At 55.5% G+C, this 24,550-nt stretch carries 19 protein-coding genes; 6 read left to right on the top strand and 13 right to left on the bottom strand.

Going from position 1 to position 24,550, the window contains the following annotated elements; all coding sequences use genetic code 11:
- Positions 1-233: 233 nt before the first annotated feature.
- From CSA35_08915 to CSA35_08900, 4 genes are read right to left on the bottom strand one after another with little or no spacing between them, the layout of a single operon-like run.
- The gene (locus CSA35_08915) at positions 234-1,034 is read right to left on the bottom strand and encodes a xanthine dehydrogenase (GenBank protein ID PIE53916.1); all 801 of its coding nucleotides are present in this window, start codon (positions 1,032-1,034) and stop codon (positions 234-236) included.
- A 46-nt stretch (positions 1,035-1,080) separates the two neighbouring features.
- On the bottom strand, positions 1,081-1,671 hold the full coding sequence (locus tag CSA35_08910; protein PIE53915.1) for a hypothetical protein: 591 nt from the start codon (positions 1,669-1,671) through the stop codon (positions 1,081-1,083).
- Positions 1,668-2,753, bottom strand: a complete 1,086-nt coding sequence (locus CSA35_08905) for a phosphohydrolase (protein ID PIE53914.1) — start codon at positions 2,751-2,753, stop codon at positions 1,668-1,670. Before CSA35_08905 ends, CSA35_08910 begins: the two co-directional genes overlap by 4 nt.
- A gap of 2 nt (positions 2,754-2,755) precedes the next feature.
- Positions 2,756-3,226, bottom strand: a complete 471-nt coding sequence (locus CSA35_08900; GenBank protein ID PIE53913.1) for a transcriptional regulator — start codon at positions 3,224-3,226, stop codon at positions 2,756-2,758.
- A gap of 369 nt (positions 3,227-3,595) precedes the next feature.
- On the opposite strand from CSA35_08900, the gene CSA35_08895 reads away from it, so the two are divergent.
- Genes CSA35_08895 through CSA35_08885 form a run of 3 tightly spaced genes read left to right on the top strand, consistent with a single transcriptional unit; the run spans position 3,596 to position 7,640 of the window.
- Positions 3,596-4,798 (top strand): peptidase M20, encoded by a 1,203-nt coding sequence (locus CSA35_08895; GenBank protein ID PIE53922.1) that lies wholly within the window; start codon positions 3,596-3,598, stop codon positions 4,796-4,798.
- Positions 4,795-6,078 (top strand): peptidase M20, encoded by a 1,284-nt coding sequence (locus tag CSA35_08890; protein PIE53912.1) that lies wholly within the window; start codon positions 4,795-4,797, stop codon positions 6,076-6,078. Before CSA35_08895 ends, CSA35_08890 begins: the two co-directional genes overlap by 4 nt.
- Positions 6,079-6,089: 11 nt before the next feature.
- The gene (locus CSA35_08885; GenBank protein ID PIE53911.1) at positions 6,090-7,640 is read left to right on the top strand and encodes an ABC transporter; all 1,551 of its coding nucleotides are present in this window, start codon (positions 6,090-6,092) and stop codon (positions 7,638-7,640) included.
- 510 nt (positions 7,641-8,150) lie between these two features.
- Here the strand turns inward: CSA35_08885 and CSA35_08880 are convergent.
- From CSA35_08880 to CSA35_08850, 7 genes are all read right to left on the bottom strand, one after another.
- Positions 8,151-9,308 carry a hypothetical protein gene (locus tag CSA35_08880; protein PIE53910.1) on the bottom strand — a complete coding sequence of 386 codons (1,158 nt, stop codon included), beginning with the start codon at positions 9,306-9,308 and terminating at the stop codon, positions 8,151-8,153.
- Between the two features lie 194 nt (positions 9,309-9,502).
- Entirely contained in the window at positions 9,503-10,750 is a 1,248-nt protein-coding gene (locus tag CSA35_08875) for a hypothetical protein (protein PIE53909.1), read from the bottom strand.
- Between the two features lie 213 nt (positions 10,751-10,963).
- A complete protein-coding gene (locus tag CSA35_08870; GenBank protein PIE53921.1) occupies positions 10,964-13,000 on the bottom strand; it encodes a urocanate hydratase in 2,037 nt (678 codons plus the stop codon).
- Positions 13,001-13,022: 22 nt separating this feature from the next.
- Entirely contained in the window at positions 13,023-13,652 is a 630-nt protein-coding gene (locus CSA35_08865; protein ID PIE53920.1) for a methenyltetrahydrofolate cyclohydrolase, read from the bottom strand.
- Positions 13,653-13,692: 40 nt separating this feature from the next.
- Complete coding sequence (locus tag CSA35_08860; protein ID PIE53908.1) at positions 13,693-14,937, bottom strand: imidazolonepropionase; 1,245 nt, start codon at positions 14,935-14,937, stop codon at positions 13,693-13,695.
- Between the two features lie 2 nt (positions 14,938-14,939).
- Positions 14,940-15,857: a glutamate formimidoyltransferase gene (ftcD, locus tag CSA35_08855; GenBank protein PIE53907.1), complete on the bottom strand. Its 918-nt coding sequence runs from the start codon at positions 15,855-15,857 to the stop codon at positions 14,940-14,942.
- Between the two features lie 64 nt (positions 15,858-15,921).
- Positions 15,922-16,653, bottom strand: a complete 732-nt coding sequence (locus CSA35_08850; GenBank protein ID PIE53906.1) for an IclR family transcriptional regulator — start codon at positions 16,651-16,653, stop codon at positions 15,922-15,924.
- A 437-nt stretch (positions 16,654-17,090) separates the two neighbouring features.
- On the opposite strand from CSA35_08850, the gene CSA35_08845 reads away from it, so the two are divergent.
- Genes CSA35_08845 through CSA35_08835 form a run of 3 tightly spaced genes read left to right on the top strand, consistent with a single transcriptional unit; the run spans position 17,091 to position 21,450 of the window.
- On the top strand, positions 17,091-18,815 hold the full coding sequence (locus tag CSA35_08845) for a hypothetical protein (GenBank protein PIE53905.1): 1,725 nt from the start codon (positions 17,091-17,093) through the stop codon (positions 18,813-18,815).
- Positions 18,816-18,824: 9 nt separating this feature from the next.
- Complete coding sequence (locus tag CSA35_08840; protein ID PIE53904.1) at positions 18,825-20,018, top strand: hypothetical protein; 1,194 nt, start codon at positions 18,825-18,827, stop codon at positions 20,016-20,018.
- A gap of 4 nt (positions 20,019-20,022) precedes the next feature.
- The gene (locus CSA35_08835; protein PIE53903.1) at positions 20,023-21,450 is read left to right on the top strand and encodes a hypothetical protein; all 1,428 of its coding nucleotides are present in this window, start codon (positions 20,023-20,025) and stop codon (positions 21,448-21,450) included.
- Between the two features lie 147 nt (positions 21,451-21,597).
- On the opposite strand, the gene CSA35_08830 is transcribed toward CSA35_08835, so the two are convergent.
- Both CSA35_08830 and hutH read right to left on the bottom strand, forming a co-directional pair.
- The gene (locus CSA35_08830) at positions 21,598-22,908 is read right to left on the bottom strand and encodes a sodium:proton antiporter (protein ID PIE53902.1); all 1,311 of its coding nucleotides are present in this window, start codon (positions 22,906-22,908) and stop codon (positions 21,598-21,600) included.
- A gap of 102 nt (positions 22,909-23,010) precedes the next feature.
- Complete coding sequence (gene hutH, locus CSA35_08825) at positions 23,011-24,543, bottom strand: histidine ammonia-lyase (GenBank protein PIE53901.1); 1,533 nt, start codon at positions 24,541-24,543, stop codon at positions 23,011-23,013.
- Positions 24,544-24,550 lie beyond the last annotated feature (7 nt).

Raw genomic sequence — 24,550 nt, 5'->3', positions numbered from 1 at the left:
TGCCACTTGTTTTCCTGAGGCGCTGAAGGGTGTATGGGCCGAGGGTATAGAGGTAAACAGCATAACGAAAGGAGGAGCCGCTCCCAATCGGGGCGGCTCTTCCTCATTTTTATCATGTTGTTCTGGGTTTCCGTGTGTGCATCAATACCGTTCTCCTCGTCCGATGAAGAGTCAAACGGATCTCATTAAAATTTAAGAAATGGCAAGGCCGCCGTCTCCTTCTGGTTTTTTCATTAGGTCGATGGACAACAGCTCTCTGGGGTTCTCCCTGAGTCCACAGATATTATCTCAGCCATGATGGATACCGCGATTTCCTGGGGTGAGCCGGCCCCGATGCTGAGACCGATGGGGGTATGGATCCTCTTCAGATGGGTTTCCGAGACCCCTTCCCGCCGAAGCCGTCCCCACAAGGTGGCGCCCTTGGTTTTTGAGGAGAGCATGCCGATGTATGATGGGTTCGTCCCCTCCAGAAGCCGGACAACGTCGCCGTCTTTACCGTGGGCCCATGTGCAGATCACAACAGACACGCCCTGTTCCAGACGGAGCTCCTGTATCGCCTGGGGAAGGGGTATGGAGATGAATTTGGCCCCTTCCAGAGGTGGTGATGTGATGTCTTCTCGATCATCCCAGAAGGTCACCCCATATCCGCAGAAAGACGCCAGGGTCCCTACGGAGTGCCCCACGTGCCCAGCCCCAAAGATCACCACCTCCCGCCGACGTCCCATGACCTCCAGAAACAGGGACGTTGCTCCGCCGCAGATCAGGCCCTCCGGGTGTTCTGTATCGGGCTCCATATGGTATGACAAAAGGTCATGAGGGATTCCTTTTCTGAGAAGCTCCAGAGCCCGGGCGATGGTCTGGCGTTCTAGGTCGCCGCCTCCTACCGTGCCGGTGATGGAACCGTCGGGAGCCACCCACATTTTTGAACCCACCCGGCACGGGGTTGAGCCGTTTTTCCCGACGACGGTACACAGGACCCCGGTATTTTCGCCGTTCAGAGCGAGGCGCATATTGTGAAGGATGTTTTTGTCCATGAACTATGCCTCCGTTTCTTTTTCGTTGCAGCGTATGGCTGGGTCGTTAGATGACCGAGGGACGCCAGTTGACCCGGATGAGGTGTACTCCCGCCTTCCCGTATTCTAGGACGTGGATACCGCAGTGGTCCTGTGCTATGGAGAACGTGGTCTTCAGAGGAATGTTCAGTTCTCTCCAGAGGACGGCTCGAAAGACTCCCAGGTGACCGAAGACGACCAGAACTCCATCCGAAGAACTCACCAATTGCCTCAGGGCTGGGATGGTTCTATCGGCCAGGTCCTGAAAACTCTCGCCACCGGGGGGGCGGAAGGTCTCCAGATGCTTCCATCGATCCTGGAAAGCCTGGGGATCGTGTTGCTTCAGGTCCTGAGACGATATCATCTCCCACGTTCCCAGATGAATCTCCCGAAAACCGGGGATCGTCTCGGGAGGCAGTCCTGTGGCCTCGGCGGTACTTCTGGCACGACGTAGAGGGCTTGATAAAACCTGATGTACGTCGAGGTTCCCCAGGATTGGTGCCAGATTTTTGGCCTCCTGAACGCCCTCGGGGCTCAGGGGAATGTCGGTGCTCCCATAGAGGATCCCGGAGGCGACTGCGGGCTTAGCATGGCGGATGAGCAGGACGAAGGTATTCATCGAAGGAATTTCATTGGATCGTTCCCAATCAGGTCGGCCATGTCGTTCAGTATGCTCCGGGCCTTTGCCAGTCGTCTTTTGGCGCTTTCCCGAGCCGTTGGACGGTCTTGAAACTTGGACAGCATCCTCTGAAGGCGTTCGTCCAACGAGCAAAGCCTGTCGTCGCAGGTGAGCTTGTCGGCCAGGTAGAGGATGGCCCCTTCGTCCAGTACTCCTCGGTAGGGGTAGTCCATGTGGTGGGCCACGATGTTTGCCAGAAGCTCGAAACCGTGTTCACGGAGCATGGAGGCCCCGGCAGCGCCGTGGTCTTTCTCGATACGACACAGATCGTGGAGGAGCCCCGCTGCGATGAGAGCCTCCTGGTCTATGGGGAGTCCCGCCCGTTTTGCGGCATTCCCCAGGATAGCGGCTGTTTCGGCCACTTTCGCCTCGTGGCGCCTCACCCGTTCGGGGGTACCCGCCAGTGACTCCAGCGCCCAACGCTCGTCTGAGGTGGGGATATCCCTCCGTCTGGCCATCTCTCGAATCTTCTTCAGGTCGTCCTGGTCGTCCATGTCAAGGATCGTCCCCTGGTCGGACACGGGAACCTGGATCGCTCGGCTTTCGAAGCTTCTCAGAGCACCCCGAAGCCCGTCCTCTCCGTACCAGTCCAGGACGACGGAGGTAATGTCCCGATGGAGCAGGGGAGGGTGTCCCCTCTGTCCGTTAAAGGTGGGGTAGATCACGGAGCCCTCCTGTCTGGTCAATCGTCGCAAGGTCGCAGGACGGACGAGAGGAATGTCAGCTGGGAGGAGAAAGATGCGATCCCAGTGGAGCGGCATGGCTTTGAAGCCGGTCACCACCGACGAGAACATCCCCTGACGGTAGTTGGGATTGTGGACCATCTGGCATCCCATAGAACGAGCCAGGGGGGCCACCTCGTCCCGCCAGTGACCGGTGACGACCAGGCACTGGATTCCTGCCGTATGGAGGGATCCCACGACCCAGGTCAGAGTCGGTCGTCCCAGGAGGTCCATTGAGGTTTTACACAGGCCCATCCGGGAAGAGAGGCCGGCTGCTGGGATCAGGGCGCCGATTGTCACTGTCAGCGTGCTCCCTGGTATGAGGTGATGTGAAGGGCATTCACGTTTTCCTCATCTTCTTTGATACACTCGCCGCAGAGGCCGTATCCCACACACTGTTTCCCCGTGACGGTCCATCCATCGGGAGCTTTGATTATTGGCAAAGGCTGGTCATCAAGGCAAATCATCTTGCCGCAGTTCGTGCAGACGAGATGTATGTGATCACCGGGGCAGCCTTTGGGGTGAGAATCGTGCCGACAATGACGCCAAACTCCATCCAACCCAAGAACCCGGTGTAGTAGTCCCCGTTCTTCAAGCACGTTCAGGGTCCTGTACAGGGTCACCCGATCAAAATCCTTCAGACTCTCGGCTCTCTCCAGGTCTCCATGGGTCACAGGGGTCTTCCGACGTTTCAGCTCCCGAAGCAAGGCGATTCGGCAAGATGTGGCTCGAAGGCCGGCCTTTTTGAGCGCTCGATTTTCGTCAGAGGCCATAACGATCTCTTTTCATAACTTTGATGATGCCCCAACACCGGGTATCGCCGAAGGACGGCGTTATCTTTGAGGAGAGAAGGTGTCTCGCAGCTTCATCAATGGATACAGAAATGACCTTCATGTCAAAGCCCCCTGTCTTGAAACGACACTTTGGTATTGATTCATATTGTACAACTTAATTATATTCTTTGTGAGTATAGCATCCATCCTGTAAAAAGGTAAAAATAGCGAGAGCCTGTATTTCTTCGTGCTTGTGTAAAAATAGTCTTACTTCTATCCTGTGGAGTGCTGTGATATAGTTTAAAAGTGGTCAGATGAGAGTTGGATCTTTGCTGACGATCGTCGAACGAGAGAGGAGAGGCAGCGGTGATGGAAAGAGTGCGGCAGTTGGAAAAAAAATACAGGAAACTGTATATGAGCTATCGGGAAACTATCCATCGCCATCCCGAGTTGAGCTATCATGAGGAGCGAACGGCGGCTTTGGTGGCCAATGTCTTGAAAGATATCCCCATAGAAGTCCGTACCGGAGTTGGAGGACACGGAGTTGTCGGGGTTCTCCGGGGACGGGGGGATGGACCTGTGGTCGGTCTTCGAGCCGACATGGACGCCCTGTCCATTCAGGAGAAAACCGATGTTCCCTGGCGATCCGAGGTCGACGGTGTCATGCACGCCTGTGGTCACGATACCCATACGGCAATGCTCCTGGGAGTAGCTCATGTTCTGGCAGACTTGGCCGAACAGTTCGACGGAACAGTGGTGTTCCTTTTTCAGCCTGCGGAGGAGTCGGCTCCCACCGGTGGAGCTCCCTACATGATCGCCGATGGGGCTCTGAATGATCCTAAGGTGGACGTGGTACTGGGGCTCCACGTCTGGCCTACCCTGAAAACCGGGACCATCGGCCTTCAGCCCGGGGCTGTCTCCGCCGCATCTGATCGTCTCAGGATAACGGTCCACGGTAAGGCCTCTCACGCCTCCATGCCCAACCTGGGTACGGATGCCGTGGTGGCGGGCTCGGCTATGGTGATGGCCCTGCAGACCATCGTTTCACGAAACATCAGTGGGACCCAGGCGGCCGTGCTCACCCTGGGGACGGTCTCCGGCGGTGATCGATATAATATCGTGGCCGATAAGGTGACCTACGACGGAACCGTCAGGACCTTCGACCCCGCCGTTCGAGCCGATATGGACCGGCTGATCCATCGGGTCGCTGAGGGAACGTGTCTGAGCCTGGGTGCCCGATGTGAGGTTGACTATCAGTACGGCTATCCCTCGACTATGAACGATCCTCAGGTGACTGCCCGCGCACAGGAAGTTGTCTCTGTCCTTTTGGGAGAAGAGAATCTCCTGAGTGGTTTGCCGGTCCATCCTGGCGGTGAGGATTTTGCCTTCTTTGCCGAGAAGGTCCCATCGGCTTTTGCCTGGCTGGGGTGTTGCCCTCGGGATGTCCCTTTGAGTGACATGCCCCCCATCCACAACGACCGCTTCCTGCCGGATCCCGAGGCCCTCCCCCTGGGTGTCGCGTACCTGTCTGCTGGAGCTCTGGAGTTTATGAAAGGAGCCGCCCCGTCATGAGAGAGGGGGTTGCAGGTACTATGGAGGAGATGATCCGAATTCGTCGGGAACTCCACCGTCATCCCGAGGCGGGATGGACCGAGTTCTGGACCACCGCCTACGTAGCCGGTGCCCTGGAAGCCATGGGCTACGATGTGGCTGTGGGGCGGTCGGTGGTGGATGAGAACTCGATCATGGGGCGTCCCGAGGATCTGGAGCCCTTTATCCAACGGGCGGTTAGCCAGGGTGCCGACCCCCGGTGGCTACGGGAGATGGATGGCTATACCGGCGCCGTCGCTATTGTGGAGACAGGGCGTCCTGGACCGACTGTGGCCCTGCGGTTTGATATAGACTCGGTGGAGACAACCGAGGCTGATGGGGGGGCTCATCTGCCGTTTCAGAAGGGGTTTGCGTCTCAAAACCCCGGATGTATGCACGCTTGTGGTCACGATGGCCACACCGCTATAGGGCTGGCTCTGGCACGATTCCTCATGGAGGAGAAAAATCGGCTCCGAGGTCGGATCAAGCTTCTCTTTCAGCCGGCCGAGGAGGGCGTTCGTGGCGGATACGCCATGACGGCCAGGGGGCTTCTGGACGACGTGGATTTCTTCGTGGCTGCCCATCTGGGCTTGGGCTTCCCCACCGGAACGATCGTTGCCGGTACCAGGGGGTTCCTGTGTACTACCAAGTTTGACGTGACCTATCGGGGGCAGGGAGCCCATGCCGGAGCCGAGCCCCACAAGGGGAAAAACGCTCTGTTGGCCGCCGCTACGGCTGCCGTCAACCTTCACGGCATTGCCCCTCATAAGGATGGTCTCAGTCGAGTCAATGTAGGTGTGCTTCAGGCTGGGGAGGGACGAAACGTGGTACCATCCCGGGCGTCCATGAAGGTGGAGACCCGGGGCGAAACCAACGACATTGCCCAGTACGTCTACGGTCGGGCCGAGACCATCGTTCGCTCGGCAGCAGAAATGTACGACGTGGGGTGGCACGTGACCAAGATGGGGGAGGCCATCACAGCCTCAAGTGATCCCGAGGCGGTGGAGGTGGTCGTTCGGGCGGCTCAAGACGCGGAGGGGGTGATGCATGTACTGGCTGAGGCTCTCATGAGCGGCAGCGACGACGCCACTTGGATGATGGATCGGGTGCAGCGTCGAGGAGGTGTGGCGACGTATGTCATCGTCGGGGCCGACTGTTCGGCGGGGCATCACAACGAGGCTTTTGATTTTGACGAACGAGCCATGGGGATAGGTCTTGATGTCCTGGCAGGTGTCGTCTCCGACGTTGCCAAGATCGATTAAGGAGGGTACATATGACTGAAAATGCACGGGCAAAAGAAGGAGTTCTCGTCAAGATTATCAAGGGGATTGAGGTCGCTGGGAACAAGCTGCCTCATCCGTTTTGGTTGTTCATAGGCCTATGGGCCCTGGTTCTGATCCTCTCGGCGCTCTTCGAGGGCGTGTCCGTGACCAAGCCTGGAACCGACACGTCGGTGGCGGTCGTGAATCTGCTGTCCCATAAGGGGTTCGATTGGACAGTACGTAACATGGTCAAGAACTTCGCTAAATTCCCCCCTCTGGGGTTGGTTCTGGTGATGATGATTGGGCTGGGGGTCACGACCAAGTCGGGGTTCCTGGAGAACCTCATGAAGAATATCTCGAACGTTCCGGAGAAATTCGTCATTTTTGCCGTGTTTCTCTTTGGAATCTGCGGTAACCTGGCCTCCGATGCGGCTATCGTCATCGTGCCGCCCCTGACAGCGTCTTTGTTCTTCTCCATGAAAAAGAACCCCATTTTCGGGCTGGTGGTGGGGTACGGTGCTGTCTGTGCCGGGTTCACCGCCAACTTGTTTATTGCCGGAACCGACCTCCTTCTTGCAGGGATCACGACAACGGCGTATCAGATCGTCAAGCCCGGCGCCGAGGTGTACCCCACGGCGAACTATTTCTTCATGATAGCTTCAACCGTGGTGATCTCGGCTCTGGCTGCGGTGTTCGTCAGCAAGTTCATGATGCCCACCTTCGGCCAGTGGGATGAGAAGTTCGAACACTGCGAGGCCGCCAGGGAGATGCGCCACGGCGGCGCCGGATTTGAGGTCTCCCCCGAGGAGGCCAAGGCCTTCCGGATGGCGATGTTCTTTACAGCTATCTACTGGATCGGCATTATCGGTTATGCTTTTGTACCGGGAAGCATCCTTCGGGACCCCGTGAAGGACGTGCTTATCCCCTCGCCCCTGATCAAAGGGTTGGTCCCCATCCTGCTTCTGTACTTTATCCTGGTAGGTCTCATCTACGGGAGGAAAGCGGGGACGATCACCTCGGCTAAGGAGCTGGTCGCTTCAATGGTCTCAGGGGTTGGCGGTATGGCCAGCTATATCGTCATCATCCTGCCCATCGCTAATTTCATCGCAGCCTTCACAAAATCCAACATGGCCATCGTCATGGCGGTGAAGTTGGCCGGTGCGCTTCAGTCCGCAGGGTTCACGGGGTTCAGTCTCTTGGTGATGATTATCCTGTTTTCTACTTTTGTTAACCTTTTTGTCACCAGCGGGTCCACCAAATGGGCTTTCATGGCCCCGGTCATCGTACCCATGTTGTACTACCTGGGCTACTCGCCTCAGCTGGCCCAATTGCTCTATCGTATCGGTGACTCGTGTACCAACTCTATCACGCCTATGATGCCCTACTTCCCCATTCTTCTGGGCTTTGCGGCGAAATACGACGATGAGGCAGGAATCGGTACCATCGTCTCTCGTGGGGTTCCTCTGTCCCTGTTCTTCATGGCCATTTGGATCGTGCTTTTAGCCGTATGGTATTTCCTGAACCTGCCTCTTGGGCCGGGTGCGTCCATTTTTATCGGGTGATCATGATTGACGTAGGAGTTGCTGTGCGGTTGGATCGATAGATCCCACCCAGATCGTGAATAGACCGCCCTGACGTTGAAACTGCACGTACACGTCGGGGCGATTTTTGTCTTCTGTGGCCTTCATGGTCTTTTGATTTTCATTCCTGGTATCACCATCGCCGACGTTGATGACGCCTAAAGCCTTTGGAGAAATCTCCCTGTACGCGTTTTCCGCATATCACTACAGGGCCCCTCTAAAAACCTGCATCCGACTCTCCCAGCCTCAGATCGTTTTGCCAGAGTCCTCTCTCGCCCCCAAACGTGTTTTTGACCTGCCTACTCCGTACCGTCGCCTCGAAGGGTATCTCCTGTGTCCTCTCGGCTTGGGACGATGTCTGCCTCGCTCACATAACGAAAGGAGGTACCCCCCTGAGCCAGAGTGGCACCTCCTTTCGTCTACGGTACGGTCAGGTGGTTCATACTGGATGTGTGCCTATCTATCTATCATGAATTTTTGGCACCTTCCCGATTATATTGATCGGTTTTTTTGCTCTTTGAAGGCTTTCGTGATTCGAAGACATCCATATGTTCCAAAGAGGATCGTGTATAAAGCCAGTTCAAGAGCTCTTTTTTTAAGGTCAAAAATGTACATAACCGCCACGTGGCAATATATACCTCCATAAAAAACGTACGCCCACCGTTGGAGTTTTTTCCAGCGTCGAGGCGTCATTGTGCGCCGAACGGAGGGAAACGAGGTGATGAAAAGAGGGATCATGATCGTGAGAAGGAGAAGCGTGATCAGGGTCGCGATCCCATATTGTATGGGGACTCCCTTAAACCCCGTCATCATGGCTTTGAAATAGACCTTCCCATATGTGATGTTATGACTCAAGGTTATAATGCACGCTGCGATGGAGAATTCCGTCCGGATTCTCATGAGTTTTTGAGTGATGCGGTTCTGTATGGGCAACGCACCGGCGTACATGACGCAGATGAAAAGCGCTGTGGGAAAAGTCCCACGGAGCATTGAATCGAGCACGAGCTTGTCGCACCAGTCAGGGAACAACGAGCTCCACTTCAGGGGATAATAGAACAGACTCAGCAGAGCCACCAGAAGAGCTCCGGCATAAAAAACCCAGGGGTGTCTTTTGATGGGGGTGTTTAAAATTACAGCTATCACGAGGCACACAAGTAGAGAAAATAGAATTTTTAATTTAGCAAGAGTGTGAACGACGACATCGGCGCTCAGCGTCTCGTTCTGTATCTCGGGGGAAGCTTGCTCTGATGCCTTCTCAAGGGCTTGGGCAACGGCCTTTAAAATTCCCTTGCTGCTGCTGGTTGCCCCCCCCACCGTGTCCACATCCGTGCTTTGCTTATCGATCACGTCCTCCAGCAGAGAGAGGGCCATGTCCATATATTCGATATCCTCTGCGTCTTCAATGATTTTTAATTGAGTGATTTTTCCTTCGGAGACGGTCACCTCTACGACGATTCTGTCGACATATCCAATGGCTGATCCCGTGTAGATCCCGTCTTTCAGTTCCTGAGTTTTCTCCTTCGGAGATGAGGTGTCTGTGCTGCCGTGGCCCGCCAGGGCCGTTGAGCTTTGACAGCACAGACACAAAACAAGAGCGAGGAGGATCAGATACATCCGTGATGCCATAAGAGATGGAAAATTTTTCTTCATGATATCGGTGTTCCCTTTCCCCTCCTCGTGCCGGCAAAGCCGCCAGGACGTTTATTTCGATTGGAGAAGCACTAGAAGTTAAATTTCTATTGGTCTCATGGGCGGCTTTGCCGGGAGAAGAGGTCTTGTAATAAGCCCCAGTCGGCTTGATTACGTGATTAGCCGGTCCGTCTTAACAGGACGCTTATACCTCGCTATTTTTCGGAACCATCTTCAAAGATATCGATCCCAAAGACGTTCTTCGCTTGTCTTGCGGTAGTTCCACAGGGGTCGTGGCCCTCTTCCAGCGCGATCTTGCCTTTATTTTCAGGGGTTTCCACGACAGGGTATTCCTTTGCCTCTTTATCGTATGCTGTGACGTTGACGACGGGGTCATCGTCCAGTGCAAGTCCGTAGAGAAAACGGAAAGCCCTTTCATCTGCCGTCAGATCGTAGAATTTATCCTGGAAGGTACGGATATCCGCTGAGTTCGAATTATATTGAAGCTCTGTATATTTTATGGCGATGATGGGGTGCACGGGGATCAGATATTTGGGATTGGAGGCCAGGGACTCTCTGGCGCTGAAGCTGAATTTTCTACCGTCGTCCTTCAGAATTTGTCCGATTGTTGTATCATCCCAGGGAGCGGAGACAAAGTATCGTTTTCTCCCCAGAAGTTCCTCGTACGTATGCTTGTATTTATTTGTGGATCTAGGCTTTATCCAATATTTTTGAGGGTTTTGCATCACCTCACCAGTACGGGTGCTCGAGTTGACCTTCGTGGCTTTGATCTCGGTGGGAGCATCCGTCGTTCTGCATGCCAGCGACATGCCCTTGGAGAATTCAAAGCCAGCATCGGCCAATAAATCCTTCAGGAGTACACCCTGAGCGCGGAAACTGATAAGCCCATGCATGACACAGCCCGAACTGTAGTATCCCTCTGTCTTTGCAAGTTTTTTCATCTCATCAAAGGTATATGATTTTACTTTTTTCAATTTGCCATTTTTGTCGAACATTCTTAACGTGAAGGTGAGGGGTCTGTAGTTTGTGACCTTGAGAGTCATCAATACGGGGTCTGCGCCTTTGGACGTGATACAAATTTCGTACTCAGCGACTTCTTCAGGTTTTAAAGAGAATAAATCGCTGTCCATGGTTATCCGTACGGTGTTTATTGCGTATTTTCCCTTATCCACGAGATTTTTTTCCGACACGAGGTCCATTTTCTGGTTTGCAGGAGAGCCTGTCTTTTTTCTTAGGTATAGTCCCGTTATGTTGTCGACCCATTCTTTGTCGTGCTCGGTATGTACGTTGAACGAGATCGAGCCTCTCGCTTTGAGGGAGACCTCGTACCGGTCCTCCGCCTCAGGTTTTTTGGTCTCAGCTCCGATGGCCATATTTCCTCTGCCGCCTGCGACAAGAGTTACGATCAGCAATACTCCAAACAGAAGTGTCGTTTTTTTCATCGTTCTTCCTCCTTCTTAAGGTCATTAAAGCTGCATGTAAAATAAGTTGCGCCGCAGTTTTGCCTCGTACAAAAGCATACTGAGTTATTTTAATTCTTTTTATATATATGAATACTATATCATGTTTTTTGTCCTAGGCAACAAAAGAGAGGTCCCGTCAGATGGAATGACGGAACCTCTTATGCATTTTATGCCGCTTTTTAGGGTAAAATATCAGTCTTTTCTCCTCTTCCAGGCCTTATCAACCACGGAGGTGACGAGATCTTCTTTCGGCACGAAGGGGAGGGTGATGTGATACTCGCCTCTGTAGTTCTCATTGACATCTCGGCTGACTTCGACAGCATGGTCGCATCGTGCCCATGCCCGGCGGGCGACTCCACCCAGGACGTCCCACATCATGGCTGATTTGACGATCTCATCGGCTTGTTCTGAGCCGTCCAGGAGCATGCCGAAGCCTCCGTTTGTGACTTTGCCGATACCGACCCCACCTCCGTTGTGGAGTGCGCAGAGGGTCATGCCTCGAGCGGCGTTTCCTGCAAAGCACTGTGTGGCCATGTCGGCGCAGATGTTGCTTCCGTCCTTTACGCTGGATGTCTCCCGGTAGGGTGAGTCGGTGCCCGAGACGTCGTGATGGTCTCGTCCCAGCATGACGGGGCCGATCTCGCCTTTGCGGACCATGTCGTTGAATTTCAGGGCGATCTTGGTTCGCCCTTCGGCGTCCTGGTAGAGAATACGGCACTGGGTTCCGACGACCAGCTTGTTTTTCTCGGCATCTCGAATCCAGACCCAGTTGTCGTAATCCTGGCTCCGACGATCGGGGTCGATACAGTTCATGGCGGCTTTGTCCGTCTTTCTGAGGTCCTCGGGATCACCGCTCAGGCAGCACCAGCGGAAGGGACCGTAGCCATAGTCGAAGAGCACTGGGCCCATGATGTCCTCAACGTAGGATGGCCAGATGAAGCCGTCGTAGGTGTTCTCGCCGTTTTTGCAGATCTCGGTGACCCCGGCATCGTAGACGGCTCTCATGAAGGAGTTGCCGTAATCGAAGAAGTAGGTCCCCCTGGTCGTCAGTTTTTTGATGACGGCATAATGACGCCGGAGGGTTTCGTCAACTTTTTTTCGGAACTGAGACGGATCGTCGTGGAGCATGGTGGTTCTCTCCTCAAACGTCATGTCCACCGGACAGTAGCCGCCGTCGTACGGTGCATGACAGGATGTTTGATCCGACAGCAGGGGAATCTCGACGTCGTTGCTCTCGGCGTACTCCAGCAGGTCCACCACGTTGCCGTGGTACGCGATGGAGAGGGGCTCTTTCCTGTCCATCGCGTCTTGAGCCATGGCGAATGCGTCTTTGCAGCTGTCGGTGACTTTGGATACCCAGCCCTGACTGTAACGGGTCTCGATCCGGGAAGCGTCGACTTCGGCTACGATCCCCACGCCGCCGGCGATCTCAATGGCTTTGGGCTGAGCACCGCTCATGCCCCCCAGTCCAGAGGAGACAAAAAGAATCCCTGCCAAGTTATCCTTGGCACCAACGCCCAGGCGTTGCCGTGCAGCGTTCAGAACCGTGTTGAAGGTCCCATGGACGATGCCCTGAGGGCCGATGTACATCCACCCACCAGCGGTCATCTGACCGTAGTTGGTAACTCCCAACTGCATGCCTCGATGCCACTCGTTCTGGTTGTCAAAAATGCCGATAAGCAGCCCGTTGGTGATGATGACCCGAGGCGCATCTGGTTTGGACTTGAAGAGCCCTAGAGGGTGGCCGCTCTCGACCACGAGAGTCGTCTCGTCGGTAAGCTCCTCCAGGTATTTTTTGATAAGCCGGTACTGAAGCCAGTTCTGGCACACCTGTCCGGTCTCGCCGTAGGTGACGAGCTCATACGGGTAGAGGGCGATCTCGAAATCCAGGTTGTTGTCTATCATGACCTGAAAAGCCTTGCCTGCGGTGCATTTGCCCCTGTATTCGTCGATGGGCTTGCCGTAGATCCGCCCAGCCGGGCGGTAGCGATAAGCGTAGATTCGTCCGGTGGTTCGAAGTTCCTCCATAAACTCGGGAGCCAGGGCCTCGTGGAGCTCTTCCGGGACGTATCTCAGGGCGTTTTTCAGTGCCAGCTCGGTCTCGGACTTGTTGAGTGTCCATCCTCGGTCGGGAGCTCGGCGGATGCCCTCGACGAAGGCAGCCCGTTCGGGAAGGTCAGTTCCCAGTTTGATGGTCATAGCGTTGCCGGAGACGATATTGTCGTTCATGGTCGTCACACCGTTCATCTTCTCAGCTGATGGCGTTTTGAACGAGCTTTTCTACAGAGACGACGCTTGTTTCCAGTTCTTTCAGGATGGTCTTTGTATCGGACGCCGTTTTTGCGGCGAAATCCTTGTCTTTGAGTCCCATCAGGTTGATCTTCACGTTATACGACGCCGCTACGGCGGCGGCCCGGGCCAGGACTGCGGCGGAACCTGCGTCGGTGATCGCGTTGGGGTTGCCCTTGTCACAGGCGATCTCGGCCAGACGAACCACGTTCGAACACTGACGCATGGTCTCGAAAGGAACCTCGATGGCCTTTTTCGTAGCGGCCTGGATGGCCTCGGATCGAGCGGTTTTTTGTCCATCGGTCTCCTTGGGCATCTTCAGTGCTGCCATGAAGATGTTGAAGGCTTCCGTGTCTGCCTCCATGAGCTCCAGGAATCGATCACACAAAGCTTGGGCTTCCAGACGGACTTTCTCCATGGCGTCCCAGTTTCCCTTGTATTTTTCCTTGCCGACGGTGAGGTTCGCCACCATGGAGTTGAGGGCCGCACCCAGGGCCGCTCCCAGTGCAGCGACGCTCCCCCCTCCGGGAGCGGGAGAATCGGACGCCAGTTCCTGAACGAAGCCTTTGACGGTCAGTTCTGATAGTTTCATTTTCATACCCCTTTCTCTTCTCTCATGATAGTGATCTTTATTACGCTACGTGAACGCCTTTCTTGTACACTTCTGTGACCGGTGAGACGCCGGCGTGGTAGGCCAATACAGCCGGGGTTTCCCCGTCAAGCAGAAGAAAGTCGGCTTGTTTGCCTGCTTCAAGGCTTCCTACCTTGTCCTGAAGGCCGACAGACCAGGCCGAATTCAACGTGACGGCGACGAGTGCTTCCTCTATGGTCATGTTCATGTTCATAACGCCAAGGCCGAAGATGAAAGGCATCGACTCGGTGAAGCATGATCCCGGGTTACAGTCCGTGGCCAGGGCGACAGGTACCGACAGGTCGATCATGGTACGGACCGGGGCATAGGGTTTTTTGAGGCTGTAGGCGGTCGCGGGAAGCACGTTAGCTATCACGCCCTGATCGGCCATGGCTCTGAGATTCGCCTCGTTAGCGGCCAGGAGATGCTCCGCCGAGATGGTTCTCATCTGGGCAGCCAGACCTGCCCCTCCAAGGTCGTGAACCTCGTCGGCGTGAATTCGGAGTAAAAAACCCAGCCTACGAGCTTCCTCAAGGATCCGTTGGCTCTGAGCTACCGAGAAGACTCCCTCCTCGCAAAAGACATCGCAGTATCGGGCGATCCCCTGTTGGGCCACTGCCGGAAGCATCTCGTCCACGAGGATATCCACGAAATCGTCGGGATTGTCCTTGTACTCGGAGGGCACGGCATGGGCTCCCATGAAGGTCGGAACGATGTCCAAAGGGGTCTCCCGGGCGATCCTGTCGATGACCGAGAGCATCTTGAGCTCCGACTCGGTGGTCAGTCCGTAGCCGCTTTTGATCTCCATGGTTGTGGTGCCGAAGTTCAGCGCTGAAAGGACGTTGTCCAGGGTCGTCTCGAAGAGATCGTCCTCGGAGGCCTCGTGGACGGAGCGGACCGATGATAAAATACCGCCGCCGGCCTTGAGGATCTCAAGGTACGAAGTCCCCGCCAAACGCATGGAAAACTCCCTCTCTCGTCGTTTAGCGAAGCAGATGTGAGTGTGGGGATCGACGAATCCCGGTATCATGCATGCACCCTCGCAGTCCACCTCCATGTCCACGTCGGCGCTGTCGGCAACGGCGAACACCGAGTCACGATTTCCCACGGCGGCGATGAATCCGTTCTCACAGAGCAGGGCGCCTTCCTCGAAGGTCGTGACTTGCCCCTGCTCAGGGCCGGCGAGGGGTGAGTTTCCACTGATAGGCGTCGTAATGGACGCGTTGTGAAAGAGTGTGGCTGTCATGGTCAGTCCTCTTCTCGCATGAGCTCCAGAAGCTTCAGTTCCAGAACCTGGTTGGGGTTGAAATCGTCGATCTGCATGTAGTAGGCTGCGCTGTCCAATATGGCGGCAGCGGGGATCATCCCGTATACCTCGGTTCCGTTGATCGTGACGCCCCATCGGGCGACCTCCATACGGATGAACTCCAGAGCCCGGTAGATCGCTGTTTTGTCGTAATCCACGATGTTCATGCTTACCTGGACCATGCCCTTGTCCTCAAGGGCCAGACCGATTCCCTTGACAGCGGTGAACCCGCCGCCCGAGGCTCGAACTCGCTTACCTATGGCCTTGGCGATGTCCACGTCGGTGGTGTTCAGGTTGACGTTGAAGGCGACGAGGAACTTCCTGGCGCCGATGACCGTGGCTCCTGCTGTGGGGTGAAGAGCTGGCTCTCCCAGGTCGGGATGGCGCTCCGGTTGCGTGATCTCCTCCTTGAGGCCCTCGAACTGACCCTTGCGGATGACCTCAAGCCTCCTTCGATCAGGACGGAGTGCGGCTTCCTCGTAGTAATATACAGGCACGTTCAGCTCCCGATGAAAGCGCTCGCCGAAGTTTCGGGCCAGGTCGATGCATTCTTCCATCGAGATGCCGTTGATGGGGGTAAAGGGGATGACGTCGATCGCTCCCATGCGGGGATGGGCGCCCTGATGTGTGTTCAGGTCTATCGACTCCACGGCAACCCTGGAGGCTGCCATGACGGCGTCGCAGATGGGTTGAGGTTCTCCGGCCAGACTCACCACGAGCCTGTTGTGATCCTCGTCGGCCCGATAATCAAAAAGGTAGCATCCCCTTTGGTTCTTGAAGGGGTGAACGATGGCCTCGATAACGTCTTTTCTTCGCCCTTCGCTGAAATTGGGCACGCACTCAATGAGCTGTTTTGCCATGGTTTCCTCCTCCTGATATCTCTGTTGTGACTGATTTTTCAGGTTTGATAGAGCTGTACCGGAATTACAGGGCCTGCCCGATCTCTCCTGCGGCCTCCTTGACCTGTTGAGTAAGCTCTTGTTCTCTGTCGTCGAAGCTGGACACGAGTCCGGCGATGCCCAGTTGTGCGACGAAAGCGCCGTTCGTGTTCCAGATGGGGACGCTGATATCCCCGGCATGGGATATCCATTCTTCCCTGCTGAAGGCGTACCCCTGTTCACGGATCTCATCAAGTTCGGTTTTGAGAGATCTACGACGCTCAGCCCTCAAGGAGTTCAAAAAGTCGTTTCGAATCCTTTCCGGAGCGAAGGCCAGAAGGACCTTGCCGGTGGCACCTACGTCCAGAGGTATCTTCATCCCCTTGTGAGCTACGAATTTCATGGACATGGGCGGCTCCACGCTGTGAAGACACAGCCCGACATCTCTCTCAAGGACGCTCATGATTGCCGTTTTCTTCGTGGATTTCGTGAGGCGTTCCATGATCGGATGGGCTATTCGAACGAGTTCCTCGTAGAACGAGTCATTACGCTGAAGGAGAAAAAAACGGATGCCGGGTCGATATCGATCGCTCTCGCCGTCCCGGTGAATCCACTCCCGGCGCTCCAGAGAGGCGATAAACCGGTGAGCGGTGCTTCTTGGAACCCCGGTTTTCCTCTCGATCTCTCGAATGCTCAGGGGGCCGGACGAGGCACAGAGCTCGTCCATGATGGTCACCACCTTGTCCACCGCATCCAGTTTTGTCCGTCTATCAACCACAGACTCTTCCTCCAAAATGGGATGTCTTGTCTCACATATGGTTCGACTAAACCATACTTTATTCTGGGACGAAAGTCAACGGAGATACGTCACGAGAGAATATGCAAATTCAGAAGGGAACCGAATTTGAAGGACCTGAAGAAGGACTCGGTTATGGAGGATATTTCGCTCTCAACGGCAGCGCTTTGTGTTATGCTTTGTATGGTATAGACTTCCATCGGATTGCGTTTTTGTATACATCGATGTATCAAAGAGGTTTTCATGCCACTTCTTTTTCGTGCTCCTTGTTCTGCTTTCAGGCCTCAGATCTTTTTCTAACGTCGAAGTTTGAAGATGAAGGACTTTTGTGTAATAATTTAATTACTTAGTTATTTAATCATTGTCGACGCAATTCGTCTTTGAGGTTCCAGATCAAGAAGAAAGCGGGGTTGAGAGTAATGGCGTTGCTTATTTTTTTTGCGGTCTTGTGGCTGGTCCTATCGCCGATCTTGGTCATGGTGAAAACAGGCGACCTGGGAGATCATCTGAATCGCCGACTTGATGACCTGGAGAAGAAAATCAGCGAGCTAAGACGGGATACCGCTTCTCCAGAGCTCCCGGAGGAGTTGCTCTCCTCCTCCCGAACAATGCCGCTCGACCTTCAGTTTCCGAAGGAGCAGGAGGTCTTGTCCGTTGCGCCGGAACCCTCCGAACCTCCGAGCAGCGCTATCCAGGAGAACTCCGAAAGCCCGATCGTTCTCGCTGGGACATCGGCCGAAACTGCGGCCGATGCCGACTTTCCTCCCGAGGTCTCCGAGCCAGAGGCAATGGAGAAACCCGTTGTCGAGGATTTCGTTCCCGCTGACGTGGCAACACCCCCCCCGGCCGGAGTCCCATTGCTCCGCAAACGCGAACCTGGCCCTGTCGCCGTCGCCTGTTCCCGCTTCCTTGCTTGGTTGCTTTCGGAGGGGAACATCTGGGTCTGTACGGGGGTGCTCCTCTTCCTCGTGGGCTTCGGCTTGCTTTTCAATTACGCAATCCAGGCCGGTCTGCTGACCTTGGAGATGCGCCTGGCGGCGGCTGCCGTTACAGGAATCCTTATGCTGGCTTTCGGTTTTCGCATGCGGTTGAGGCGCCGTACCTACGCTCTCGTCCTCCAGGGGGGTGGCATGGGCGTGCTCTACCTCGTCGTTCTGGCCGCTGCGAAATTCCATTCTCTTCCCGTCAATATGCCCATCCTCTCGGAAGGACCGGCTGTTGGCGCAATGCTCTTCCTCTCCGTTGTCACCGTTATCTTGGCGTTGGTACAGGACTACGAGCCCTTGGCGCTTTTCGCGATCCTCGGTGGCTTCGCTGCCCCGCTCCTGATTCAGGTGGGAACCCGAAACCTCGTGATGCTGTTCTCTGTCTGCACCCTGTTGAACCTCGAAATTCTGGTCATCACGTTCCGGCGCCGTTGGCGTCTCCTGACCCGTATGGGCTTCCTCCTCTCTTTCGCCGTCTCCCTGTTCTGGGGCCGGTACAACTGGAGGCCGGAGCTTTTCTCCTTGGTGGAGCCCTTCCTGCTTCTATTCTTCGTAACCTACACGTTGATCGTGCTCCGATTCGCTCTCCTCTCAGTTAAAAACGGCCCCTTCGATGGCGCGGATGGCGGACTGCGTTACGAAACCGACATGCCCCTGGCCATCCTGCTCCCCTTCGTATTCTTCTTCCTGCAGGCCCGTATAGCGGGACATTTCGTCTACGGCATAGCCTTGACCTGCCTTGGTCTGGGAGTGTGGTATCTGTTCCTCGGGGTTGGGCTGCGTCGAAAGGGGGAGCGGTGTCATCCCATGCTATGGCGTCTCTTCACCGCGCTGAGCATCCTCTTCTCGAACCTGGTTTTTCCCTACGCCTTTGAACGCGTCCTCTCGTCCGCCGTATGGGCGGCCGAGGGGGCGTTCTTGGTCGTCGTTGCCTGCCGTTACGGAAGCCTCAAAACTCTCCTGGGGGGGATCGTCCTGCAGGTGGGAGCCCTCATCCTCTATGTCCCCGAACTGACCCGGGTCGATTTGAAGGCCGTTTCAAGGCTGAGCCCGATCCTTGCCAGCGGTATCTTGTTCTCCGTTGCCCTCTGGTGTAGCGGTTTCTGGATCGCTCGCTTCAGGCCACGTGAGGGATCTCCGCTGCTCGGCAATAAATAGGAACGCTGGCTGACGGGACTTCTCGATGCCAATCTACGTCCGGCTTGTGCTGTTTTTTCCTGGCTCCTGACCGGTGTGGGAACCCTCTGGTGGTGGTGGACTCTTGTCGACCAAGTGTCGCGTATCGGCCTTCCCTGGCTCTCTGCCTTTTCGATTGCTTGTCTGACCGCTCTGGCCGGGTGTTGGGCCTCTCTACGTTTCGACTGGCCGGCGGCTCGTCTCCTTCTGTTCGGGCCCCTGGTTGCCGGACTCCTCTGGACTCTGGGGACGTTGTTTCTCGACTTATCACCCGTAGTCCCCGACATTTTCGGTATCGAGCGCAGTTTGACGGCAAACGCCCTCATCTACACGGTTACGATCGGACTGTCGCTCCGCCTGCTGTATAAAACGGAGACGAGCTTTCATGGATTCAAATTCTTTCATTTTGCCGCTCTTTTTGTTGGGCTGACGCTTGTCGGTGAGACTCTGGGCCGATGGGGTGCGCCGTTTGGTTCGGATTGGGTACGCCTCCTCTCCCTCCTGCCCCTGACGACATTGCTGCTCCACGTATCACGGATACGCGAGCGTTCATTTTTAGCGGGGCCCCCAGAGTCCTTGGCTGCGGCTGCACTGCTTCCTCTGTTATTGAAGCTCCCCGCTTTTATCGGCAGTTTTGCCTGGAAAGGAACATCCGTCCAAGGAATATTTGTCCCCTTTTTGAATCCCCTCGAACTCTGGCAGGCAGGTTTCATCCTGTCGTTCGTTCTCTTGTTCCGCTACTTCTTTGCCGATGTCCCCCGTCTGTTCGGGCTCTTTCGGAAGGTGGTCTGCGCGTTCCTCTTCGTTTGGGGCAACCAAATTGCAGCGCGGGTGGCATGGTGGTACTCGGACGAGTCGTATTCCTCGATTTTGGCGGTGCTGAAGGCGCCTCATTTCCAGGGGATTATAGCCATCCTGTGGGGCGTTTGGGGCCTCGCGGGAATCCTGCAGGGGAAGCGGACCGGAAATCGTCAGCTTTGGCACGCGGGTGCGGGACTGCTGGTAGTGGACATGCTCAAACTGCTGTTCGTCGACCTGAACCACAGCACCACTTTGACCCGTATCCTCGCCTTTCTGGTGTTGGGCGGGCTCTTCCTGCTCATCGGCTGGGCCGCACCGCTGCCTCCCAAGGAGACGGCTGCCGAAGACGCACACGGTACGGCTAAACATAGCTCAGGAGAGTGAAGGCATGGTTGGGAGAAAACGCTCAGGGAGTTGGGCGACAGGACTTGTGTTGGTGTTGATCCTTTTGATGCCTTGCAGGACTTGGGGAAAGGCCTCGGAAAAACCGGTTTCACGCATGGATTTCATTCACGAATGCGAAATTACAGGGACGGGGCTAGATGGAGCATTCCACAGGTTTTCGATTCCGATCGAAGTTTATGGCGGGCTGATTCAATTCCAGAACCACGATCTCGCCATCTTCGATTCGAATGGAGAGATCGTTCCTTTTACTGTGGTTTCGGATGTTACGGATTCAGAGGCGATTCCGGTTCGATCCGAGGTGTCCCTGCCGTTCTTTGAACTTCCCAGAGAGAATCGGGACGGCGAGGTGGGGGGGACGCCTACGGACATCTCCGTGCGGATCGATGCGGATGTCCGAGTTGTCGAGCTTCGGGAGGGGAGGGTGCATGACAGGAGTTTTTCCGACCGCCGTTACCTTCTGGATCTTGCCTCCATCTTCCCGGGCGGAGATCCGAACTCGTATCGGCTGGACCTCCGGGGCTCGGGAGATGTGGAGCTGAATGCAAAAGTCGACGTTTTTCGAAGCGATAACCTTCGCGACTGGAGTACGGTGTGCCGAGGCATACCCCTGATCCGGCTCCGGAGGGGAGATGCGCGCCTGGACAGCGGCGAGATCGAACTGCTGAGCGCTCCGGGTCGTTATCTTGTGCTGGGAGTGAGAGGCGCAGGTTCGGCCTTCTCGCTCACGGAGGTGCGCTGTTCCTTTTTGGTGCGACAAGGGGTTTCCGAAGATGAGTTCGCCGAGTTCGATGGCGTACTGGCACCCGACCATCGCGTCGTAGAGTACGATCTCGGGGGAGCGTTTCCCGTTACGCGACTCGACTTTGTCCTGAGGGAGCCTGGGCTCTATCGAGCGAGCTGTTCCTCTCGTTCCGAACCGGGAATGCCATGGCGTGCTGCGGGTGAGGCGGTGCTCTTCAGGGTCCGCGAATCGAACTCGGACGGAACGTTTCGGGCGAACTCCGCCATAAGCATCGGTCGGCGCGAGGATCGTTACTGGCGCTTAGACTTCGGAAAAAAATTCTCCGCACCACCGCCTCGCTTGAGGATAGGATGGCATTCTGGAACCGTGTATTTTTTGACCCAGGGCCGAGCCCCATGGATACTCGCTTTCGGGAGCACCCGAAAGGACTTGATGTTGCAAACTCCTCATCTTCTTCGAAACCTGCACTCAAGTGCGACAATGGAAACGGTGATCAGTGCTTCCCTAGCTCCCAAGCCAGACAAAGAAGGGAGAAGAGTCGAGCATGGTCGCTTGAATGGAGCCGAATGGCAGCGTTGGCTGGTCTGGTCCCTTTTGATTCTGGGGGCTCTGTTGCTCTCTGGAATTGCCTGGAGATTGCTGCGTTCTGGTTCGGGGTCGAAGAATTAGCCCCCAAGGCGATAAAGAACGGTATGGAGACGAGAAGAAGCGCTGAGTGACAGGAGAAAGATGCTGACGACGTTGTTCAACCCTACACAAAAAAACCAGGCTTCTTTGTGAAAGCCTGGTTCAGGAAGAGGCGTGTTGAGGCGGTGTTTAAAACATCACCAGAGCGCCGATCATACCAAAGACGATCAAAATGATGTTATAGTGCAAAAAGGTGGGAACGCACGTATCCCATATGTGATTGTGCTGTCCGTCAGCGTTGAGTCCCGATGTGGGGCCCAGTGTCGAGTCGGATGCCGGGGAACCTGCGTCACCCAGGGCCGCAGCTGCCGCCAGAATACAGACCGTGGCAGCTGGCGAAAACCCCAGTTTTATGGCCAGAGGACAGTAGATAGCTGCCAGGACCGGGATGGTCCCGAAGGACGTTCCGATACCCATGGTCACCAGAAGACCGACCATGAGCATGAGCAGGGCGCCGTAGGTTTGACTGCCGCCCACCATGCCGACGACGCTTTCGACGAGGACATCCACTGCCTTGGTCTCTCTGATGACCGAGCCATACCCTGCAGCTACGAGCATGACGATGGCTATCATGCCCATGATGCCGATACCACCCGACATCGATGTATCCAGGTTCTTCCATTTTAACGCTCCTGTGAGAACCATGATGGCTAAAGCAGCGGTCGCCCCCAGAGGCAGAGAGCTGGTTTTGAGCTGAACCACGAAAGCCACGATGACCGACAGGAGGGTTAGCCAGTGGGTGCTGGTCATGTGTTCCGGTGCCTCTCCGACGGTATCCAGCCCGACGACCGGCTTGTCCTCGTAGGTTCGCTCTTTGTTATAGCTTACAAAGATAGCCAGTAAGAGGCCGATGATCATGCCGGCCCCCAGAATCCAGGTGGAGTGCCAGATCTCGCCTTTCGTGACGGCGATGCCGTTGGCGGTCATCTGATCGGCCAATATGCCGTGGAAGATCAGTCCAAAGCCGGCTGGAATGGCGATATACGGTGCCTTCAAACTAAAGGTCAGAGCACACGCCACCGCCCGACGGTCCTGTTTCAGCTTGTTGAACAGAGCCAACAGGGGGGGGATGAGAATGGGGATGTAGGCGATATGGACCGGGATGAGGTTCTGAGAAAAGCATCCCACGCCGGCGATGACAAGGAGCAGAAGATGTCGCTTGCTCCCCACGACCCTGGAGAGCTTGACGCTGAGCAGTGTGGCCAAGCCCGTTTGGCTGATGGCCACGGCCAAAGCCCCCAGAAGAACGTAGCTGAGAGCTGTCTCCGAGTTGCCCCCCATACCGCCGATCAGCACGCTCATGGTTTGCCCGATAGGGATACCGGCGGTCAAGCCTGCAACCAGGGCAGAGACGATAAGAGCGAGGATGACGTTGAGGTTGAGGAGGCACAGAACCATCATCGTTGTAACTGATAGAACTACCGGATTAAGTAAAAGCATATATTCTCCTCCTTTTCTTGCTTCCACACACGTGAAAGTAAGTCTCCTTCCTCTCAGGGTTCTTTTTGTATTGTATCAGCTCATTGACGTGATGTCTCGTTGTTACAGTAAAACTCCGAGATTCTCCTCTACGGCCCGGACGATCTCACCGGATCGCACAAGCTGGATGGCCTGTTCCATAAGAGGGTGGAGGAAAATATCCTTTTCCAGGAAAGGTATATCCTGACGGATACGATCGTAGGCCGCTTTGGTTCCCTTGCCGGGTTGAAGCGGTTTGGAGAAGTCGATTCCCTGACAGGCACACAGCACCTCGATGCCCAGCACCTTCTGAACGTTTCTCAGGATTCTGGTTCCCTTCAGAGATGCCCAGTATCCCATGGATACGTGGTCTTCCTGGTTGGCAGAGGTGGGGATGGAGTCCACCGAGGCGGGGTGGGCCAGCGTTTTGTTCTCAGAGACGATGGCTGCAGCCGTGTACTGAGATATCATGAATCCACTGTTAACGCCGCTGTCCCTGATGAGGAAGGGGGGAAGGCCGTTAGAGAGGTTTTTATCCACCATACGGGCCACCCTGCGTTCTGAGATGCTTCCCAGCTCTGCTACTGCAATGCCGAAAAAGTCCATCGGAAGGGCGATAGGCTGGCCGTGGAAGTTTCCCCCGCTGATGACGTCCTCCGAATCGGGAAAGATGAGAGGGTTATCTGTGACGGAGTTCATCTCCAGCTCGATGGAGCTTCTGACGAAGGCGAGAGCGTTTCTGGTGGCACCATGGACCATTGGCATACACCGAAGGGAGTAGGCATCCTGAACCCGTTCGTGCTTGAATGCCTCGATGATGGCACTGCCGTCGATGAGGTTGCGGATGTTAGCGGCGACGTCCAGCTGCCCCTGATGGGGCCGGAGGGCGTGGGTTCGCTGGTCGAATGCGTAGGGAACGCCGTGGAGCGCCTCCAGAGAGAGGGCACCAGCGATGTCGGCGGTTTTGATCAGATTAACTGCCTCCCAGAAGGCCATGACTCCCAGGCCAGTTAAAGCTGCCGTACCGTTGTTCAGGGCAAGCCCTTCTTTGGGGTGAAGGTGAATAGGCCCCAGCCCTTCTTCGGACATGGCTTCCATGGCCGACTTTCGGACGCCCTTGTGGATGACATCGCCTTCACCGAGCATAGCGACTGCGATGTGAGAAAGGGGACAGAGGTCACCACTGGCACCGACGGAGCCCTGGGATGGAACCACAGGTATGATGTCCAGATTGAGAAAGTTGACCATCTGAGTAAGAGTCTCCAGCGTTATACCTGAATGGCCAGCTGTGAGGCCGTTGATTCGGAGGAGCATGATGGCTCGGACGGTCTCCGGTAGCAGGGGAGTACCGACACCCACGGCGTGGCTCCGGAGAAGATTTTCTTGGAGCAGAACACATTTGTCTCTGTCCACGTTCACCGTGGATAGATCTCCGAAGCCTGTGGTCACACCATAGATGATCCGGTTTTCGTCCACCCATTTCTGTATGAGCGACGAGGCGGTACGTACCACCTCAATAGCGGACGGGCTCAACTCGATAGCGTATCCCCCTCGTGCTACGTTAAGTACGTCCTGAAGGGTAAGAGAATGTCCGTCGATAACCACCGTATTCCTCATTTCGTTT

The sequence above is a fragment of the Dethiosulfovibrio peptidovorans genome (genome assembly GCA_002748665.1).
GTDB classification, from domain to species: Bacteria; Synergistota; Synergistia; order Synergistales; family Dethiosulfovibrionaceae; genus Dethiosulfovibrio; species Dethiosulfovibrio peptidovorans_A.
This window is presented reverse-complemented; position numbering and strand designations above follow the sequence as displayed.

What these genes read in the sequence shown, in the direction of transcription:
- CSA35_08865 (PIE53920.1), bottom strand. Translation starts at nt 13,652, where the DNA reads ATGAAACTATCAGAACTGACCGTCAAAGGCTTCGTTCAGGAACTGGCG.
- CSA35_08900 (PIE53913.1), bottom strand. Translation starts at nt 3,226, where the DNA reads ATGGCCTCTGACGAAAATCGAGCGCTCAAAAAGGCCGGCCTTCGAGCC.
- CSA35_08885 (PIE53911.1), top strand. Translation starts at nt 6,090, where the DNA reads ATGACTGAAAATGCACGGGCAAAAGAAGGAGTTCTCGTCAAGATTATC.
- CSA35_08880 (PIE53910.1), bottom strand. Translation starts at nt 9,308, where the DNA reads ATGAAGAAAAATTTTCCATCTCTTATGGCATCACGGATGTATCTGATC.
- CSA35_08895 (PIE53922.1), top strand. Translation starts at nt 3,596, where the DNA reads ATGGAAAGAGTGCGGCAGTTGGAAAAAAAATACAGGAAACTGTATATG.
- CSA35_08875 (PIE53909.1), bottom strand. Translation starts at nt 10,750, where the DNA reads ATGAAAAAAACGACACTTCTGTTTGGAGTATTGCTGATCGTAACTCTT.
- CSA35_08835 (PIE53903.1), top strand. Translation starts at nt 20,023, where the DNA reads ATGGTTGGGAGAAAACGCTCAGGGAGTTGGGCGACAGGACTTGTGTTG.
- CSA35_08845 (PIE53905.1), top strand. Translation starts at nt 17,091, where the DNA reads ATGGCGTTGCTTATTTTTTTTGCGGTCTTGTGGCTGGTCCTATCGCCG.
- CSA35_08860 (PIE53908.1), bottom strand. Translation starts at nt 14,937, where the DNA reads ATGACAGCCACACTCTTTCACAACGCGTCCATTACGACGCCTATCAGT.
- CSA35_08870 (PIE53921.1), bottom strand. Translation starts at nt 13,000, where the DNA reads ATGAACGACAATATCGTCTCCGGCAACGCTATGACCATCAAACTGGGA.
- CSA35_08890 (PIE53912.1), top strand. Translation starts at nt 4,795, where the DNA reads ATGAGAGAGGGGGTTGCAGGTACTATGGAGGAGATGATCCGAATTCGT.
- CSA35_08915 (PIE53916.1), bottom strand. Translation starts at nt 1,034, where the DNA reads ATGGACAAAAACATCCTTCACAATATGCGCCTCGCTCTGAACGGCGAA.
- ftcD (PIE53907.1), bottom strand. Translation starts at nt 15,857, where the DNA reads ATGGCAAAACAGCTCATTGAGTGCGTGCCCAATTTCAGCGAAGGGCGA.
- hutH (PIE53901.1), bottom strand. Translation starts at nt 24,543, where the DNA reads ATGAGGAATACGGTGGTTATCGACGGACATTCTCTTACCCTTCAGGAC.
- CSA35_08830 (PIE53902.1), bottom strand. Translation starts at nt 22,908, where the DNA reads ATGCTTTTACTTAATCCGGTAGTTCTATCAGTTACAACGATGATGGTT.
- CSA35_08910 (PIE53915.1), bottom strand. Translation starts at nt 1,671, where the DNA reads ATGAATACCTTCGTCCTGCTCATCCGCCATGCTAAGCCCGCAGTCGCC.